Source organism: Halorhabdus sp. CUG00001, assembly GCF_009797925.1.
Lineage (GTDB): Archaea > Halobacteriota > Halobacteria > Halobacteriales > Haloarculaceae > Halorhabdus.
This window is the reverse complement of sequence record NZ_VOLB01000001.1, coordinates 84,325-100,884: the sequence shown is the minus strand read 5'-3', so window position 1 is coordinate 100,884 and position 16,560 is coordinate 84,325. Positions and strand designations below refer to the sequence as shown.

19 protein-coding genes are annotated in these 16,560 nt (G+C 66.4%); 6 read left to right on the top strand and 13 right to left on the bottom strand.

Translation table 11 applies throughout. The annotated features are described in order from the left end of the window. Genes FR699_RS00545 through FR699_RS00505 form a run of 9 tightly spaced genes read right to left on the bottom strand, consistent with a single transcriptional unit; the run spans window position 1 to window position 8,200 of the window. Window positions 1-735, bottom strand: a complete 735-nt coding sequence (locus FR699_RS00545; RefSeq protein WP_154552292.1) for a cob(I)yrinic acid a,c-diamide adenosyltransferase — start codon at window positions 733-735, stop codon at window positions 1-3. Beyond that, complete coding sequence (locus tag FR699_RS00540; protein WP_158853343.1) at window positions 732-2,036, bottom strand: cobyrinic acid a,c-diamide synthase; 1,305 nt, start codon at window positions 2,034-2,036, stop codon at window positions 732-734. The genes FR699_RS00545 and FR699_RS00540 overlap by 4 nt, the downstream gene beginning before the upstream one ends. Beyond that, window positions 2,033-2,758 (bottom strand): adenosylcobinamide amidohydrolase, encoded by a 726-nt coding sequence (locus tag FR699_RS00535; RefSeq protein ID WP_158853341.1) that lies wholly within the window; start codon window positions 2,756-2,758, stop codon window positions 2,033-2,035. Before FR699_RS00535 ends, FR699_RS00540 begins: the two co-directional genes overlap by 4 nt. Further along, a complete protein-coding gene (locus tag FR699_RS00530; protein WP_158853339.1) occupies window positions 2,751-3,761 on the bottom strand; it encodes an aminotransferase class I/II-fold pyridoxal phosphate-dependent enzyme in 1,011 nt (336 codons plus the stop codon). Before FR699_RS00530 ends, FR699_RS00535 begins: the two co-directional genes overlap by 8 nt. 1 nt (window position 3,762) lies before the next feature. Next, a complete protein-coding gene (locus FR699_RS00525; RefSeq protein WP_154552296.1) occupies window positions 3,763-4,764 on the bottom strand; it encodes a nicotinate-nucleotide--dimethylbenzimidazole phosphoribosyltransferase in 1,002 nt (333 codons plus the stop codon). Continuing rightward, window positions 4,761-5,315 carry an NTP transferase domain-containing protein gene (locus FR699_RS00520; RefSeq protein WP_158855689.1) on the bottom strand — a complete coding sequence of 185 codons (555 nt, stop codon included), beginning with the start codon at window positions 5,313-5,315 and terminating at the stop codon, window positions 4,761-4,763. Before FR699_RS00520 ends, FR699_RS00525 begins: the two co-directional genes overlap by 4 nt. After that, complete coding sequence (gene cobS, locus FR699_RS00515; RefSeq protein ID WP_154552297.1) at window positions 5,315-6,055, bottom strand: adenosylcobinamide-GDP ribazoletransferase; 741 nt, start codon at window positions 6,053-6,055, stop codon at window positions 5,315-5,317. The genes FR699_RS00520 and cobS overlap by 1 nt, the downstream gene beginning before the upstream one ends. Next, complete coding sequence (gene cbiB, locus FR699_RS00510; protein ID WP_158855688.1) at window positions 6,049-7,017, bottom strand: adenosylcobinamide-phosphate synthase CbiB; 969 nt, start codon at window positions 7,015-7,017, stop codon at window positions 6,049-6,051. The genes cobS and cbiB overlap by 7 nt, the downstream gene beginning before the upstream one ends. A 13-nt stretch (window positions 7,018-7,030) precedes the next feature. After that, a complete protein-coding gene (locus tag FR699_RS00505; RefSeq protein WP_158853337.1) occupies window positions 7,031-8,200 on the bottom strand; it encodes a PGF-CTERM-anchored ABC transporter substrate-binding protein in 1,170 nt (389 codons plus the stop codon). A gap of 63 nt (window positions 8,201-8,263) precedes the next feature. On the opposite strand from FR699_RS00505, the gene btuC reads away from it, so the two are divergent. Together btuC and FR699_RS00495 are read left to right on the top strand one after the other, a co-directional pair. Continuing rightward, complete coding sequence (gene btuC, locus FR699_RS00500; RefSeq protein WP_158853335.1) at window positions 8,264-9,364, top strand: vitamin B12 ABC transporter permease BtuC; 1,101 nt, start codon at window positions 8,264-8,266, stop codon at window positions 9,362-9,364. Beyond that, a complete protein-coding gene (locus FR699_RS00495; RefSeq protein ID WP_154552300.1) occupies window positions 9,361-10,635 on the top strand; it encodes an ATP-binding cassette domain-containing protein in 1,275 nt (424 codons plus the stop codon). Before btuC ends, FR699_RS00495 begins: the two co-directional genes overlap by 4 nt. Here FR699_RS00495 and FR699_RS00490 read toward each other — a convergent pair whose 3' ends face one another. Together FR699_RS00490 and coxB are read right to left on the bottom strand one after the other, a co-directional pair. Beyond that, on the bottom strand, window positions 10,636-11,079 hold the full coding sequence (locus tag FR699_RS00490) for a MaoC/PaaZ C-terminal domain-containing protein (protein WP_154552301.1): 444 nt from the start codon (window positions 11,077-11,079) through the stop codon (window positions 10,636-10,638). It abuts the gene before it with no gap. Window positions 11,080-11,119: 40 nt separating this feature from the next. Further along, the gene (gene coxB, locus FR699_RS00485) at window positions 11,120-11,833 is read right to left on the bottom strand and encodes a cytochrome c oxidase subunit II (protein ID WP_154552302.1); all 714 of its coding nucleotides are present in this window, start codon (window positions 11,831-11,833) and stop codon (window positions 11,120-11,122) included. 211 nt (window positions 11,834-12,044) lie between these two features. On the opposite strand from coxB, the gene cyoE reads away from it, so the two are divergent. Genes cyoE through FR699_RS00465 form a run of 4 tightly spaced genes read left to right on the top strand, consistent with a single transcriptional unit; the run spans window position 12,045 to window position 15,928 of the window. Beyond that, window positions 12,045-13,463, top strand: coding sequence for a heme o synthase (cyoE, locus tag FR699_RS00480; protein WP_233263351.1), 1,419 nt, complete (start codon window positions 12,045-12,047; stop codon window positions 13,461-13,463). Next, window positions 13,460-14,167: a hypothetical protein gene (locus FR699_RS00475; RefSeq protein WP_158853333.1), complete on the top strand. Its 708-nt coding sequence runs from the start codon at window positions 13,460-13,462 to the stop codon at window positions 14,165-14,167. The genes cyoE and FR699_RS00475 overlap by 4 nt, the downstream gene beginning before the upstream one ends. Before the next feature lie 7 nt (window positions 14,168-14,174). Then, the gene (locus tag FR699_RS00470; protein ID WP_158853331.1) at window positions 14,175-15,140 is read left to right on the top strand and encodes an ABC transporter ATP-binding protein; all 966 of its coding nucleotides are present in this window, start codon (window positions 14,175-14,177) and stop codon (window positions 15,138-15,140) included. Next, window positions 15,137-15,928, top strand: coding sequence for an ABC transporter permease (locus FR699_RS00465; RefSeq protein WP_158853329.1), 792 nt, complete (start codon window positions 15,137-15,139; stop codon window positions 15,926-15,928). Before FR699_RS00470 ends, FR699_RS00465 begins: the two co-directional genes overlap by 4 nt. Here the strand turns inward: FR699_RS00465 and FR699_RS00460 are convergent, their stop codons facing one another. Beyond that, the gene (locus FR699_RS00460) at window positions 15,929-16,180 is read right to left on the bottom strand and encodes a type II toxin-antitoxin system HicA family toxin (protein ID WP_158853327.1); all 252 of its coding nucleotides are present in this window, start codon (window positions 16,178-16,180) and stop codon (window positions 15,929-15,931) included. It abuts the gene before it with no gap. A gap of 2 nt (window positions 16,181-16,182) precedes the next feature. After that, window positions 16,183-16,452, bottom strand: a complete 270-nt coding sequence (locus tag FR699_RS00455) for a type II toxin-antitoxin system HicB family antitoxin (protein WP_154552307.1) — start codon at window positions 16,450-16,452, stop codon at window positions 16,183-16,185. Window positions 16,453-16,560 lie beyond the last annotated feature (108 nt).

Genomic DNA, 16,560 nt, shown 5'->3' with positions numbered 1-16,560 from the left:
TCAGTACTCGGTCCCCTTCCGTGCCGGCTGGCCTGCCTCCAGCGGGTGGGCCTGCTTTTCGACGTGGCTGAGGAGGTCTGCCGCTCCTTCGAGGTACGCCGGGTATTCGTGGCCACCGGTCAAGACGAGTTCGAGGTCTTCGGGCGTGTCGTCGATCAGATCGAGCACGTCGTCGGGGTCGATCAACCCCCGGTTGGCGGCGTAGAGCACTTCGTCCAAAATCAGCATGTGGACGCCAGCAGTCGGCTCGCCGTCGAGCGCGAAGGCCGTCGTCTGTGCTCCGTCGGCATCGAGCGAAGTCGTCGGATCGCGCTCGGCCGTGGCCGCGACGATCTCCCGAGCGCGAGCGAGTGCAGCCCGTGCTCTGGCAGCGTGTTCGTCGTCGTCGGTGTCGTCCATGAAGCCGTGCCAGCCCACGTGGCCGGTGTTCTCGATGGTGTAGCCGGGGACCTGGGCGATCGCGTTGAACTCCCCGCGGACGCCCTCGACAGATGGCGTGCCGCCCTTCATGAACTGGAGGACGTGAACGCGATAGCCGTGGCCGGCCGCACGCAGACCCATCCCGAGGGCGGCCGTTGTCTTGCCTTTCCCGTCGCCCCACCACGCCTGGACCAGGCCGAATGCCTCGGGTGTGGCGGGTTCGATCGGCTCGGTGTCGGGCACCGCGTCTTGGTCGCTCGGCGCTGTCGGTTCGTCGGTCGTCGATGCCTCGTCTTCGGTAGTGTCTCGTGTCATCGTAATCGCTCCAGTAACGTATCGAACGCGCCACTCGCCGCGTGGACGTGGGCGTAGGTTCCCAGCGTCTCGTACTCGGTGAGTCCGTCCCGTCCGTCGGCGATACCCTCCCCGTCGACGGTGAACGCGAGGGTCGCATCGCTGTCGAGGCTGGCCCGCGAGTAGTGGAACTCGTGACCCCGCAGGGAATCGCCCGTATCGGCGGTCAGCGTCCGTCGATCGGCCGAGAGCTCGACGTGCCCAAGCGCCTGGTAGCGCTCGCACATTTCGACCGTTGCCGGGAGAATCCCCGACATATCGTGGCGTCTGCCGTCAGTCGTCCGCAACGAGTCCGCCAGCGCCATGAATCCGCCACACTCGCCGTAGATCGGTACTCCCTCGGCCGCCCGGTCAGCGAGGGCGGAAAGCGTCGGGCTCGCGGCCAGTTCCGCGGCGAATCGTTCGGGATACCCGCCAGGCAAGTAGATGGCGTCGGCCGGTGGGAGACCGTCGCCGGCTACCGGCGAGAACGTCACGAGATCGCCAGCGGTCGCCAGACGCTCCCGAACAGCGGGATAGACGAACCGAAACGCCCGATCCCGGGCGATGGCCACGCGTGGTTGGTCACCCAGCGCGGGACCGTCCTGCAGACCGGGATCCGGAGCCGGCTCCTCTGCAATCGCTCGCAGGCGGTCCGTCCGAAGGTGTGTCGCTGCGTCGTCGAGCGCGTTCTCGTCGATCGGCGCTTCGTCCCCGAGGTGCAGTCCCAGGTGCCGATCGGGGATTTCCAGATCCGAGTCCGGTGGAATCCGACCGCAATATTGGAGTTCCGCCGGCAGCGCCTCCCAAATTGCCTGCTCGTGGCTCCCGCCGTGGGCCTGCTGGGCGATCACCCCCGCGACGCGAACATCCAGGTCAGTTCGGGCAGCATACGTCCGGAAGCCAAGCGCCGTCGCCGCAACGCTCTCGGCCCCGGCACTGGCGTCCACGACGAGGACGACCGGCAGGTCTAGCGCGTCGGCCACGTCGGCGGTGCTAGATCGGTGCCCATCGTAGACGCCCATCACACCCTCGATCACGCAAACGTCGCCCTCGCCGCGGTGGTAATTCCGTCGCAGTCCCTCCCTGCCTTCGAGCCAGGTGTCCAGCGTCCGGGACGGGCGATCGACCACGGTTTCGTGGTGGCTCGGATCGATGAAGTCCGGGCCGGCTTTGGCGGGTTGAACGGTCAGCCCCTCGCGCTGGAACGCCCGGATGATCGCCAGCGTCGCGACGGTCTTGCCGACGCTCGATGCCGTCCCGCCAACGACCAGCCCCGTCACGGCTCGAACACCTCCGCCCGGGCAGTTGTGGCTTGCCCGTGTTCGGCCGCTTGGACGCTTGCAGGCGGGTCAGTTTCCTCGTATCGCGACCGGAAACTCGCCGTGATCGCCGCCCGGACACAGGCTCGCGTGGCCCGCCCGACGGGCGTGGCGCTTCCCGTGTATTCTGTGGGCTCGCCAGCAGGGTCAGACGCGACGACGATCGCGTCGCTGGTCGTCCCGGTGAACCCGACCAGTTCCAGGAGCGTGGCCGTCCGCGCTTCGGCCACGATCGCGACCAGATTGGCCATCCCCGCGTCCGTCAGCGACCGCGTCGTGCCGACGACGAGATTGACTGTGCCGGTCTCGGGCGACTCGTCCGTCTCCTCGCACTCCACAACCCCGGCTCGGCGCTCGTCGGGCTCAAGTGGCAGCGTCGTGGGGTTCGAGAGCCCGACGGTCGCGAAGACGGTGACCGGACCGAGCCGTGCCCCGCTGGCGTGACGCTGATCGACGCCGGTCAGCAGGATCGGGCCAGCCGCCGCGTCGAAGTCAGCCCGGTCGAGGCGATCCTGAACGTCCGCCCGAATGTCGCCAGGGTCCCATCCCTTCGGTACCGTACAGTTGTATGCCGCTTCGGCCCGGCAGAACCCGCCGTCCCAACCCGTCGAGAGCCACCGCGTCTCGGGTCGAGCAAGTCGCAGGACGCCCTCCGATCGGGCGGTTTCGAAGTACTCAGACATCCGCAAACACCTCAAGCGTCCGGTCGGTCGCCGTTCGATCCCGAACAGCGATCCGGACGTGATTCGCCAACCCGCGGAACGTCCGTGCATCCCGGATCGCAACGTCGTACTCGCGGGCGGTCGACAGCACTGCATCGACACCCGGCTCGCCCACCTCGACCAGCAGAAACGGCGCACTCGACGGGCGGACATCGAACCGATCGTTCAAACCGTCACGCAGGCGGTCACGCTGCTCGCGAATCCGACGCCGCGTTTCCGCGACGAATCCCGACTGGCGCATGCAGTAGCGGCCGGTCGCCAGCGCGGGGACACTCACGTTCCAGGGCCGTCTGGCGGCGACCATGGCCTCGCGCACCTCGCCGGTCGCCACGGCGAAGCCGGCCCGGATCCCAGGCAGGCCGAACAACTTCGTCAACGACCGGGCGACCGTGACGCCCGGTGTCCCGGCGAGGGAGGTCTGCTCCGTGAATCCGAGGAACGCTTCGTCGACCAGCAGGTGCGTCTCGGCCTCACGGCAACGCTTGGCGAACGCGAGTAGGTCGTCCCGCGCGTACAGCGTCCCCGTGGGGTTGTTCGGATTGCAGACGATCGCCAGCGCGTGGTCAGCTGGGTCAGCCGTTAGGATCTCGTCCTGAGGGAGGAACGTCGGCTCGGCGTCCTGCAATCTGACCTCGCGGGCGTAAGAACTGAAACTCGGAGCGGGCACGAGCACGGAATCGTCCGGGCCGACGGCAAGATCGATTGCCAGCCTGATCGCGGCCAGGCCACCCGGCGTCGGGACGACCTGTGTGCCGTTGCAATCGACGTACTCGGCGGCCGTCTCGCGATAGGCAGTCGGCGGTTCGGCCGGGTAGCGTCGCGCATCTTCGAAGGCATCTCGGTAGACCCCTAGGAGGCCGTCCGGCGTTCGTGGATTGATGTTCGCACTCAGATCCAGCACGTCGGGATCGTCGCTACTGCCGTGCTGGACGCGCTCGACATCGTGTGCGTGCGCTCGCTCCATCTCAAATATCCCCCAGGAATCGATCGTAGAGTTGCTCGGTGCGATCCCGAATCGCTTGCAGTTCGACCCCGCGACGGCGGGCCAACGCGAGCGCGCCGCCCATCCCGACGCCCTCTTTACCCTCGCCGGCGGCAAGTCGCTCGATGCCGGCGTGGCCACAGTCCCCCAGTTCCGGGTCGGTCACCGTGAGCGAGAGATCGAGCGCAGCGGCGGTTTCGCGGACGGTCGCCGTGGCGTCCGCGGCGACATAGGCCGTCGTCGCGAGTTCGAGACCGGCGTCGACCCCTGCGTGGCGGAGCAGCGCCGCGGCGGCAAGCAGCTGCGTCCCGCCCGCCAGTGTCACCGACGCCCCGGCCGACAGTGCGCCCTCGACCACACCCACAACGGCGGCCAGGACTGGACCCCCCTGCCGACGGACGGCCCGCTGGGGCTCGCCGGCCAGTTCGCCCGCCTCAATTCCGCTTGCGTCGAAACCGTCCCGAACGACGGCTCGTTTTCGTTCGAGCGGGTTCTCGGGCAACGACGAGGAGACTGACAGATCGACGCCAAGCGCCTGGGCGACCCCGAACGCGGTCGTCGTCCCGCCGGGGATCGTCTCGCCGACGTATACTCGGTCAGCAGTCTGTTCGGCGATCTTTTCGCCGACGGCCCTGGCACGCTCCCAGATCGCGTCTGCGTCCGGAACCGGTTCCGCCGTGCGCACGTCGCCGCCCGGGCGTTCGGCAACAGTCGTCGTGTCGATTCCGGGCGCGGTGGCGAGTCCGGCGTCGATCACCCTGGCGTCGAACCCAGCGAGTTCACGGACGGCCCGCGTCACCAGCGCCGGTGTAGGACAGCCGGACGGACTGACCGGGACGGCCGGCGCATCGACGACATTCCCCTCGATCAGGATCTCGGCGTCCGCCGTCGGCGTCACCGCCATCGCTTCGGGATCGGCCCCGGCCGCGCTAATCCCGTCGATCCGTGCGGTCTCGGTCGTCCCGGCGACGAGGACGAACGTCACGGAAGTACCTCCGATCGACGGAGCGCCTCTGCCACCTGCAGGTCTCGCACGTGGTTGACGTTGACCGCCAACCGCGGCGTCTCGAAGACGATTCGTCGATCCTGGTCGCCCGCCGCGATCACGTTCACGCCCGAGGGGGCGAGGTCCCGGCCGTCTGCCGGGACCGTCGTGTCGATCGTTACGCCGAGGCGTCGTTTCAGGGCCACTGGAACACAGGCTGTCATCGAATTACCTTCATGGGAAGTTACCACAGCGTCGATCGTTTCGGCCGCGAGCAACGGCAGATCGGCGGCGACAGTCAACACCGGACGCCCAATCCGGTCGAGGGCGTACTGTAGGTCCGGGACGTAGCCGTCGCCAGGGGCATCGATCCGAGGGAGGGAGACATACTCGCGCGTCCGGGGCGCGTTCGGTGACGTGACGGCGTAGGCTCGATCGATCGAGCTTGCCGTGAGTGCGTCGGCGACGCGATCGACCAACGCTCGCCCGCCGATCTCGACGAGCGGTTTCTCGCCGCCGACATCCAGGCGGGTACCCCGACCGCCACACATCAGGAGAGCGTCCACGCGATCACCCCCGCGTGCAGCCCGACGAGGCGAGCAATCTCGGCGGTCGCACCCAGTACGTCCCCGTCGACGCCGCCAAGCGTCCGTCGAGCCCACAACACCATCGGCCCGACAGTCGCCACCGCCGTGAGGAGCGCGACGGCGGCCGCCGGCTCGGGCCACGTCAGGGCGGCCACAGGAAGGGCAACGACGACCGGCCCAGGAGCGTTCCGGGAATCGAGCCCGTCGGTAAACTGCGCGCCCAGGCCGTCGTGGGTAGCCGACCCGAAACAGGCCCCCAGTGCGACGGCACACTTCGCCCCGACTTCGGTAGCAACGACGACCAGCGCGACACGGGCTGGCAGTCCCGCCAGCTCGTAGCCGGCCGTCGTCAGTCCCACGAACACCAGTCCGACCGCCGCGAGCGCGCCGACACCGACAGTCGTGTCCGAAAGCACTTCGCGGCGGCGCTGACGGTCGCCGTGGACGACCGCCGCGTCGCCGAGATCCGCGATGCCGTCGAGGTGATTGATCCCGGTGAGGACGTATAGCCAGACGAGAAAACCGAACGCAGCGGTAGCGGGGAAGACCGGGACGAGCAGTGGGAGCGCCGCGAGGCCGCCGGTCAGATAACCGACCAGCGGGAACGTCGCCGGACGGGCGCGAAACGCGTGCCAGGCCGCCTCGTCGCGCCCGATCGGCAAGCGCGTCAGAAAGCCCAGTGCGCCCCGGAAGGCATCTAGCATCGTGCCACCCCCACTGCCATGGCAAAGAGGGACTCCGGAACGCTCGGCACAGCCACGAGCAGCATGGACACGAGTCCCGCGATCGCCCCTGCAATCGCGACGACGCGAATCGCCGCCGTCGCCGTGTCGCCATCTGGAAGTTGTGCGTCCGGATGCAGTACGTACACGCCCGGTTTTTCGAGGCGGACATCGAGGACCACCGCGAGCGTGGCCATCGGCCAGCCGGAGTTGGGCGACGACGGCTGGGTCCGAAACTGGCGGGCGCGCCACAACGCGCCGGGTCTCCCGCCCGCTACCGCGAGTATCACCGCTGTCAGGCGCGCCGGAAGCCACATCACGAGGTCGTCCAGTCGGGCGCTCGCCCAGCCGATCGGCTTCTCGCGATACCCCAGCATCGAGTCCAGCGTGTTGACGGCCTTCACCCAGACGGCCGCCGCGATACCGACTGACAGCGACAGCTGTGTACCGACGACAAAGGCCAACAACGGCCCAACGTAGCCGTCGGCGAGGTTCTCCGCGAGGCTCTCGACGGCACCGCTTCGAAGCTGAGGCGAAGAGAGGGGTTCCGGGTTTCGACCCACGAGGGCAGGAATGCGTTCGCGGGCTCGCCCCGGATGAGTCTCGGTGGCGTCGATCACCGCGCGTGCGCTCCCCAGCAAGCGACGCAAGCTGATCGAACTGAACAGGAGCAAGCCGGCGAGAACGGTGCCGACGACGCGAGGGAGCGCCGAGACTGCCAGCCAGGCGAGGGCCGCCACACTCACGGGAGCCAGCGTCGCGATGGCAAGACCGACAAGCCGTGGGCTCGGCCACCGCCGATCAAGCCCGGCGATCGCTCGCCCGAATATCGCGACAGGATGTATTGTCTCAGGCGGTTCCCCGATCACTGCATCGAGCAGCACGGCGAGGAGGACGGTGACCGGCGGCTCGACGCGGACGGGCAGCGTGCCGAGGGCCACCATCACGACCATCGACTCAGCGACGACGGGCGGCCGTGCCAGCGCCCAAGAGGGCGACGATCGACGCGATCACGCCGAATCCGGGGCCGCTGGTCGTCGTCGTGTCGGTCGTCGTCCCCATCGTCTGGTTGGACTTGAGCGTGACCGTGCCGTCCACGTCGGACGTCTCGGTGGCCGTCGCCGTCTCCGTCGCAGTCGGCGTCACGGCATCGGCTTCACAGGTCGGTGTGGAGACCGACGCCGGATCGACGCTGATCGCGGCGGTCCCATCGGGGTGGAACGCCTCCGCCATCGTCTCGAGGGGCTGGGTCACGCGCGGCCCGGGCTGGCTGATGAAGTTATTGTCCACGAACAGGACCTGCTCTTCCTGAATCGCAGTCGTGCCGTTGATATCCGGCCCGGACGGCACTGACCGGCCTTCCGGGACGACGATCCAGTCGGGGTCTTGCTGGACGACGATCTCGTTGCTGATGATCCCGTACTCGCTGATATTCGCTGCGGCGGCAACGTTCTCCCCGCCCGCGGCGTCGATCACGTCTCCGATGAACGTCTGCGGGCCGGCCGTGTACCCACCACCCATCGCATAGAGGACTGTCGGCCGCTCAGCCCCACTGGTGGCGTTCCGATAGGCTCGGAGTGTCGCTTCCGTTCGGGCGCTAATCTCACGGGCGGTGTCGTATTCCCCGACGAGCCGGCCCGTCAAGCGAGTCTTCTCGACGACATCACTGATCGAGGCAGCCTGGTCGAACCGGTAGACGGTAAGGCCCGCATTGCGGAGTTGGGCAACCGCATCTTCGCTGACGATGTTCGGGGCGAGCACGAGGTCGGGTTTGAGACCAATGATCGTCTCCGTCTGTGGCTGTCCCTCTTGGCCGACGACGTTTTGCTTCTGAGCCGATCCGTCCAGGTAGCTGGTGTAGGGATTGACCGGCATCCCGACGACTTTCTCCTGGGCACCGATCTCCCACATCACCTGCGAGGCACTCGGGGCGAGCGTGACGACGCGCTCGGGCTCCTCCTTGATAGTCACTGTCGCGCCGTTAGCGTCGGTGACCTCGATGGGATACGTACAGTTGGCAGTCGTCTCGTTTCCACCGGCCTGACCGGCGACCGGGCCAAAGGCCACTCCGCCCAGACTGGCGAGCAACACAACCGCGAGCAAGACACTACCGATAGTGCGCTTCATTGTACACCCGGCTGTGGGCTTGTTCAATAAATATTTACCTAATGCAACTCAACTTGCTCACAGATGCGGTTCGGCACACGCCTCCTGAGTTGGACAGTCGGGCTCGTCGCGACGTTGTTCACCGTTATCGTGGTGAGCGCTGCGATCGGTCCGGTCGCACTAGCGCTGCCCACTGTCGCGAAGGCAACGCTCAACGCCGTCGGTATCCCGGCAGGAGTAGCCGTTGGACTGGGCGAGAGTGCGATCCTCGGCGTCACGATTTCCTCGCCGACAGTCGACGTGAGCTACGCCTATCCCTTCGCCTTCGAGGTCCCTGTGACGGCCGAGACGATCGTCCGGCAGGTGCGACTGCCTCGCATCGCGCTGGGGGCAGTCGTCGGCTTTGCCCTCGCTTCAGCGGGCGCGGTGATGCAGGGCTTTTTCCGGAATCCCATGGCCGACCCGTCGATTATCGGCGTCTCCTCCGGGGCCGCACTGGGGGCCGTAGCGACCATCGCGTTCCCGGTCGCCGTGCCGCTTGGGCTCCAGACCGCCGCGTTCGTCGGCGCGCTCGTCGCCGCCTTTGTCGTCTACGCGATCGCAACCGAGAACGGCCGGACGCCCGTCGCGACGCTGTTGTTGGCGGGTGTCGCCATCCAGACGTTTCTCGGCGCGGTGATCTCCTATACGCTGCTGCAAGCCGGCGAGAGCCTCGATCGGGCCGTCTTCTGGTTGATGGGCCACCTCAACAACAGCACCTGGGCGAAAGTCGAGGTGACGCTCCCGTTGGCAGTGATCACGTTCCTCGGGTTGCTCACCTACGCACGGGATCTGAACGTCTTGATGCTCGGTGAAGAAGACGCACGAACGGTCGGCATCCCGGTCGAACGGACCAAGCGTATCCTGCTGGCACTGTCGAGCATCGTCACCGCCGCGGCGGTCGCCGTCGCGGGCGTGATCGGCTTCGTCGGGTTGATCGTCCCACACGTGATGCGGCTGCTAGTCGGCCCGGATCATCGACTGCTGTTGCCGACGAGCGCACTCGCGGGCGCGACCTTCCTCGTCGCGACCGATACCGTCGCTCGGTCCGGCCCGGCGGAGTTACCGGTCGGGATCGTCACCGCCGCCCTGGGTGCCCCCTTCTTCCTGTATCTGCTGCGACGACGGGAGGTACACGAGCTATGAGCGAGCCACCACAGACGGAGCCGACGATCGTCCTCGAAGACATCTCCCTGTCGCTGGGTGCAGTAGATGTCCTCGAAAGTGTCTCACTGGCGGTCGAAAAAGGGCAGTTCCTCGGACTCGTCGGACCGAACGGAGCCGGCAAGACGACGCTGTTGCGGACACTCAACGGCGTTTTCGAACCGGACGAGGGACGCGTCAACCTCGACGGAGACCGGATCGATCGTCTCGATTCCCAGGCCGTCGCCCGCCGGGTCGCGACTGTCCCACAAGACACCTCGGTCGCCTTCGAGTTCACCGTCGAAGATGTCGTTCGAATGGGGCGGACACCGTACCGTTCGCGGACTGACATCGTCGCCGACGACGACGATCACGATGCCGTCGAGGACGCCCTGGCACGGACCGAGATGTGCGACCTGCGTGAGCGCCCGATCACCGAGGTCAGCGGCGGCGAGCGCCAACGCGCCTACGTCGCTCGCGCACTGGCCCAGGAGACCCCCGCGCTCGTGCTCGACGAACCGACCGCCAGTCTCGATATCAACCATCAGGTGCGGGTCCTAGAACTGGTCGAGGATCTCGTGGCAGGCGGAACGACCGCCGTCGCCGCGATTCACGATCTCGATTTGGCGGCTCGCTACTGCGATCGGCTGGCACTGCTTTCCGACGGGCAGCTCCAGGCCGTCGGCGACCCGGAAACGGTGTTGACCGACGACAATCTCCAGCCTGCCTTCGATACCCAGACCGCTGTCACGCCAGACGTCGTTACCGGCACACCGAACGTGACCGCCATCGCCGAGCCGGCGCGCGATCGAGGGACACAGGTTCACGTCCTTGGATGCGGAGCGACGGCTGCCCGCGTCCTGACGAAGCTCTGGCAGGCCGGCTTCGAGGTGACTGTCGGCCCGCTTCCCAGCGGTGACGCCGCACTCTCGGTCGCTCGTGAACTCGGCATCGACGCAATCGAGACGCCACCGCTTTCGGGTCCCGACGAGCGCGCCCTGACAGACACACGGGAGTATTGCCGCCAAGCACGGGCGACTGTCCTGGCCGACCCCGTGATCGGCGCGGACGAACACGTTCTCGATCTCGCCGAAGCCAGCGACCGATCGATCTTCCTCGAGCGGCGGCCAGTAGCCGAGCGAAACCGGGCCGGCGAGGGGGCTCGACGGCGCTATCGGGACCTCAAGTCGGAAGCCACCACGGCCACAGTACACGGCCTCGTCCCGGCGATCACCGAGGCGACAACCGCCAAGGCGGTCCCGGCTGACGACTGATTAGGCTGGCGCTGCTCGGCGCCCGAACAGCCCCTTCAGAAGCATCGAGAGCACGACGTCGCCATGCTGGTTTGTGGTCGTCACGCGCAGGTCGACCCGGCCGCATTCGTCGTCGAACTCTTCGACGCCCACAACCTCGATCTCCGCGGTGAGTTCCTCGCCGGGCTCGACCGGTGTCGGCCAGCGGAGGTCGTCGACCCCCAGGCCAGCCCGAACCGCCGAATCTGCCAGCACGCCGTCGACGACGAGACGCATCGTCAGCGAGCCGGTGTGCCACCCGCTGGCGATCAGGCCGTCGAACATACCGCCCTCGGAGTGGCCTTCGACGTGCATCGGCAGCGGATCGAACTGTTCGGCAAAGGTGACGATCTCCTCGGCGCTGACAGTCCGTGGTCCCGCAGTCCAGCGGTCACCGACAGCAAAGTCCTCGAAGTACCGAGTCATCGAATGCAGTGACGAGACGGCAGCACAAAAGCGACTGGGCTCAGTTCGACTGCTCGTCGAGCCAATCCTGAAAGGCGGCTTGGCTCGTGACGTCGACAGTCCCGAGCATGCCCGAGTGACCGGCCCCGCAGAATTCAGCGCAGTAAAGCTGGTGTTTGCCGGTCTTGGTCGGCTCGGTGACCAGGTAGTTGGCTTGCTCGGGGAAGGCGTCCTGTTTCAGTCCCATCCCCGGCACGTGAAAGGAGTGCAACCAGTCTTTGGAGGTGACGTTGAGGCGCACTTCGCGGTCGACCGGGAGAACGAGCGTGCCCCCAGTTGTGACGTTGTGCTCGGGATACTCGAACGTCCAGGCGTACTTCTCGGCGACGACCTGGACTTCGAGTGTGTCCCCGTCGGCCTCGGCCGACTGCCCGGTCGTCGTGACGTGATCCTGAGCGAGGACACCGTAGGAGGCGACACCGACAAACAGCAACACGACCGCCGTCGCGACCGTCCAGGTGATCTCTAGACGGCGGTTTTCCCGCGTCGGCATGGCTTTCTCGACGTTCCCAGCACGGTATCGCCAGACCGTGTAGATGAGGATCCCTTCGACGAGCAGCGTGATCGGGATGGCGATCGCCAGCAGTTCGATATTGAGCCCCCAGATTAGCCCGTCCGTCGTCGAGGACCCCGATTGGGCCGCCACGGTGGGGACGAGTGTCGAAAGCCCCGCCAGCGTGAACGCGGCGACCAGCCCGGTTCGCGTCTCGCTCATATGCCTGCTTCGGGACAGCCAGTCATAAAGAGCGTTTATGCGGCGAATTTCGGTGATTCCTCCCAGCATTCGAGCAGCGAATGGAGTGTAACCAGCGCTTGGGGCCGTTTGGCCGGCGGACAGCGGGCGACCGGTCGACTGGCAAACCCGACAAGTGTTGCAGCGGGGGGAAGCCTAAGTATCGCCCGGGACGGAACTGAAACGAGAACCAGTGTTACGGAACCGGATCGATGACGTCCCGCTGTCGACGCTGCTGGCCGGGACGATCGTCGGCGTCTATCTGCTCGTCCTCGCGGGGGCAACAGCCTCAGTCGCCGACGCCGCCGCGACCTGTTCGACCTGGCCGGCCTGCCAGGCCCCCTCCGCCGAGTCGCCGGCGCTACTGGTCGCCTGGGGCCATCGGCTGTTGGCAGCAGTCGTCGGCGTCGCGGTCCTGCTGAGTGCAGTGGTGGGCTTGGGCCGTGTCTCGGATCGGCGGGTCCGGACCGCCCTCGTCGTCGCCGTCGTGCTCTTCCCGATCCAGATCGCGCTTGGGGCCGTGGTGACAGTCACTGGCGCGGCCGGGCTCTCGCCGGCCGTCCACCTCGGGGTGGCGATGACCATTTTCGGCTCGCTCGTGTTCGCGCTGGCCTGGCACCTCGAAGTCGCCTACGGCGATCCAGCCGACAGCGGAACAGCCCAACCCACGCCGACTCCAGCGCCCGACGAGGGGCCCGACAGTGGGACCCCGGATGTCGGAGTCCAGAACGACCGGAGTCCCATCCACGAAGCGATCACGACCCTTCGCGCGTACATCAGTCTGACCAAACCGCGACTGATGTGGTTGCTCTGTCTCGTTGCTTCCGCCGGCATGGCGCTGGCAGCGGGGCCGGCATTGACGGTCGGGACGGTCCTGGCGACGTTGACTGGCGGTGTGCTTGCGATCGGCGCGAGCGGGACGTTCAACCACGTCCTCGAACGCGACCGGGACAAGCGAATGGAACGTACGTCGGATCGACCGGTCCCGACCGACCGGATCCCCATCCGGAACGCGGTGGCCTTCGGCGTCGCGCTGGCGGCGCTGTCGCTTGCCGTCTTCGCCTCGATCAACCTGCTTGCAGCTGCACTGGGCCTCTCGGCGATCCTCTTTTACAGCGTCGTCTACACGCTCTTGCTCAAACCTAACACGGTCCAGAATACGGTCATCGGCGGGTTCGCCGGCGCGCTTCCGGCACTGATCGGCTGGGTCGCCGTCACTGGGACGTTCGGCGTCCCCGGCCTCGCGCTGGCGGGGATCGTCTTTCTGTGGACGCCGGCACACTTCTACAACCTGGCGCTTGCCTACCGCGAGGACTACGAACGCGGTGGCTTCCCGATGATGCCCGTCGTCCGCGGCGAGACCGAGACCCGCAAGCACATCCTGCTGTACCTCGGGGCGACGCTGCTGGCCGCGAGCGGGCTCGCGGCGCTGGCGAATCTGGGCGTGATCTACGGCGCGACGGTCGCGACTGTCGGAGCCGTCTTCCTGTGGGCCGTCCTGCGATTGCACCGTGAGCGAACGAAAGCCGCGGCCTTCCGGGCCTTTCACGCCTCGAATGCCTTCCTCGGGGCTGCCCTGGTCGCGATCGTGATCGACACCCTGGCCGTATGAGCGCGGTCTCGTTCGGACACTCGCGAGTGGTGCCCTCGAAAGGAACGTTGCTGTGGGGTGCGTTGCTAATCAACACGGAGGCGCTCCTCCTGCTGGGATATCTCCTCGTCAGCGACTCCCAATTGCTGAACCTCGCAGCACTGCGGTTGTACGGCTACCCGTTCGTCTGGATCAACGTCTCGCTGTGGGCACTCGTCCGCGTCCGGCCGCCGACCGCTCCTCGCCGCCGACAACTGCTGGCAGGGACCCTGGCCGCCGGCTACTTCCTCGTGCTGGCGTTCCTGAGCGGACTCGTCTCACTTGCAGGCTCGGGCGGCGTGAGTGTCTCGATCACCGCACTGTCGCTTCCACCCGGCTGGGGACCGGCACTTTCTATCGACGCGTTCGGCGTGCTGGTGACGTTGCTTCCGTTCAAGACGATCGGATATATTACGTTGTCGTACCTCGTATACACGACTGTCGTCGAAGCAGCCGGCATGCTGCCGGCCGTACTTGGACTGTTCTCGTGTGTCTCGTGCGTGTGGGCCGCCGTCGTTCTCCCGCTGACCGGTGCCATCGGCGGCACCTCGGCGATCGCTGGGTTCGTCTACGCCGGTGGCTACGATCTCTCGACAGCAATCTTCGTACTTGCCGTGGCGTTGCTGGCCTGGCGGCCGTCGGTATCGTCGCTGAATCGAATCGGCTTTCCCGGAGGCCGGAAGTGATCGAGACGTGACCGATGCAATCGTCGCCGAAAACGTGCGCCGCGCTTACGGCGACACTGTGGCGCTATCCGACGTGTCCCTGTCGCTGCCGGCCGGTGAGGTCTTCGCACTGGTCGGTCCGAACGGGGCCGGCAAAACCACGCTCGTCCGATCGATCACGGGGACGACGGACTACGAGGGAACGATCGAGCTGTTTGGCGAGGATCCCCGATCGTTCGATCGATCGCGGCTCGGGTTGCTCCCCCAGGAGTTCACGCCCCACGAGCGCCTGCGTGCAAGAGAGTTGATTGCCTACTACGCCGGGCTGTACGACCAAGCACACCCACCAGGGCAGATTCTGACTGACGTCGGCCTCACCGACAGCGCGGGGGTTGCCTACGAGGATCTCTCCGGTGGCCAGCAACGCCGGGCCTGCGTGGGAACGGCCCTTGTCAACGATCCCGACCTCCTCATCCTGGACGAACCGACGACGGGGATCGACCCGGCTGGTCGCCGGCAACTGTGGACGCTGCTGGAAGAACTGGCCGAAACAGGGACGACCATCCTGTTTACCACGCACTACATGGCCGAGGCCGAGCGCCTGGCCGATCGGGTCGGATTATTAGCCGACGGTGAGTTGGTCGCAGTCGAGACGCCGGCCGCACTGATCGACGCCCATGGCGGCGAGACGCGACTGACCATCGAGACGACGCCAGCGCCGGAGGCCGTCGCGTTCGATCTCGAGTACCGGACGGCAGTGGCCGGGACCGAACTCGTCGTCTACGACGTCGGACCGACCGAAATCGGAACGGTCGTCGATACGCTGACGGCTACCGGTCTGGAGGCCGAGTCGCTGACCTGGAGTGAACCGACTCTCGCAGACGTGTATCTGGAACTCGCGGGCGAATCCATCGAGAGGGACCTGGGGCGAGGCGAGACAGCAACGCCGGAAAGGAGCGACCTCGACACAATCACGACGGAGGGATCGTCGTGAGCCGCCGAGGCCGGATCACGAGCGAAACGCGTGCGGCGGCGAAGTCGTTCCTACGCCGCCGGACGGCCGTGTTCTTTACGTTCCTGTTTCCACTCCTGATCGTCGTCATCTTCGGGGCCTTGGTCCAGACCCAACCCACCGGCGGCGGGCTGTTCACGGAAGCGCCGGCCTACTACGTGCCGGGCTATCTCGCGGTCGTCGTCCTCTTTACGCCGCTGTCGCGGGTCGGCAGCGAAGTCGCCCGCCACCGGGAGGGCAATCGTTTCGAGAAGCTGGCGACGACACCGCTCTCCCGCGGGGAGTGGCTGGCCGCCCAGACGCTGGTCAACGTCGCGATCATCGGGATTGCAGGGGCACTCGTCCTCGCCGTGATGGTCGCCGTGACGGGAGCCGAAATCGTCCTCTCGCCGCTGCTCGCGGTCTTTCTGGCACTCGGGGTCGCGCTGTTCTGTGCGGTCGGTGCGCTGATCGGGTCGCTCGCCGATTCACAGGACGGCGTGATTTCGGCGAGCAACGCCATCGCGATTCCGCTCTTGTTCCTCTCTGAGACGTTCGTTCCGCCGTATCTGCTGCCGGAGTGGTTCCGTCCGTTGCTGGACCTCTCGCCGCTGACGTACTTCTCGCGGGGCGTCCGAGCGGTCGTAACTGATACCGGCCCGTCGGCCGAGGGGACCGTCGTCGCAGCCTGGCCCTCGGGACCCGATCCGCTGTTCAATCTGGTCGTCCTCGCGGTGCTCGCTGTGGTCGCGTTCGCTATCGGGACGATCGCGTTACCCCGGACGGACTGATCACGTGTTCGAAGCGATCCACACACAGAACGAGTCGAAGTCGTTTGCGCCAGCGTCGTCAGCTATCGAACGGAGTGTGCCCGTCTTGAGTTCATCGTGCAGCGGGACGGTTACCTGCCGACGATCGTCCTCGTTGGTCGGGTGTTCGTAATACAGTTGAGCGTGATCGCCAACTGTCCGCCGCCATTCGAAGCCGCCGACGTTGACGAGCACTTTCACGACGTCCATCCCGGAAAAAGTCCCCCGTCCCATCGCTAGTCGAGCACGTCCGGGGGGTCGCCGTCCCCAGTCGAATTGTCCGCAGGGTCAATTCCCGCCTCACGAAGTTCTGCGTCAGATGGTTCACGACCGATTTCGCCCTCATGGAGTGCGACTGCTTCGTCGAGGTTTTCTAATGCAGCCTCACGAGATGGGCCCTGTGTGGTGACACCCGATGCAACGTCCGTAGCGACCCACCAGTCGTCTTCACGCCACAGACGGATCTCTTCATCGTGAATGTCACCGTCCACGGTGGAGCTAGCCATGTCGGATGCATATACAGCGTCTGGCACAATAATTGTTGGCTCAGCGAAGGTCCGAAACTGGTCGCACAGTAGCGAGTGTTTCGAAGAGTACTCTGTGCACTGACGCCG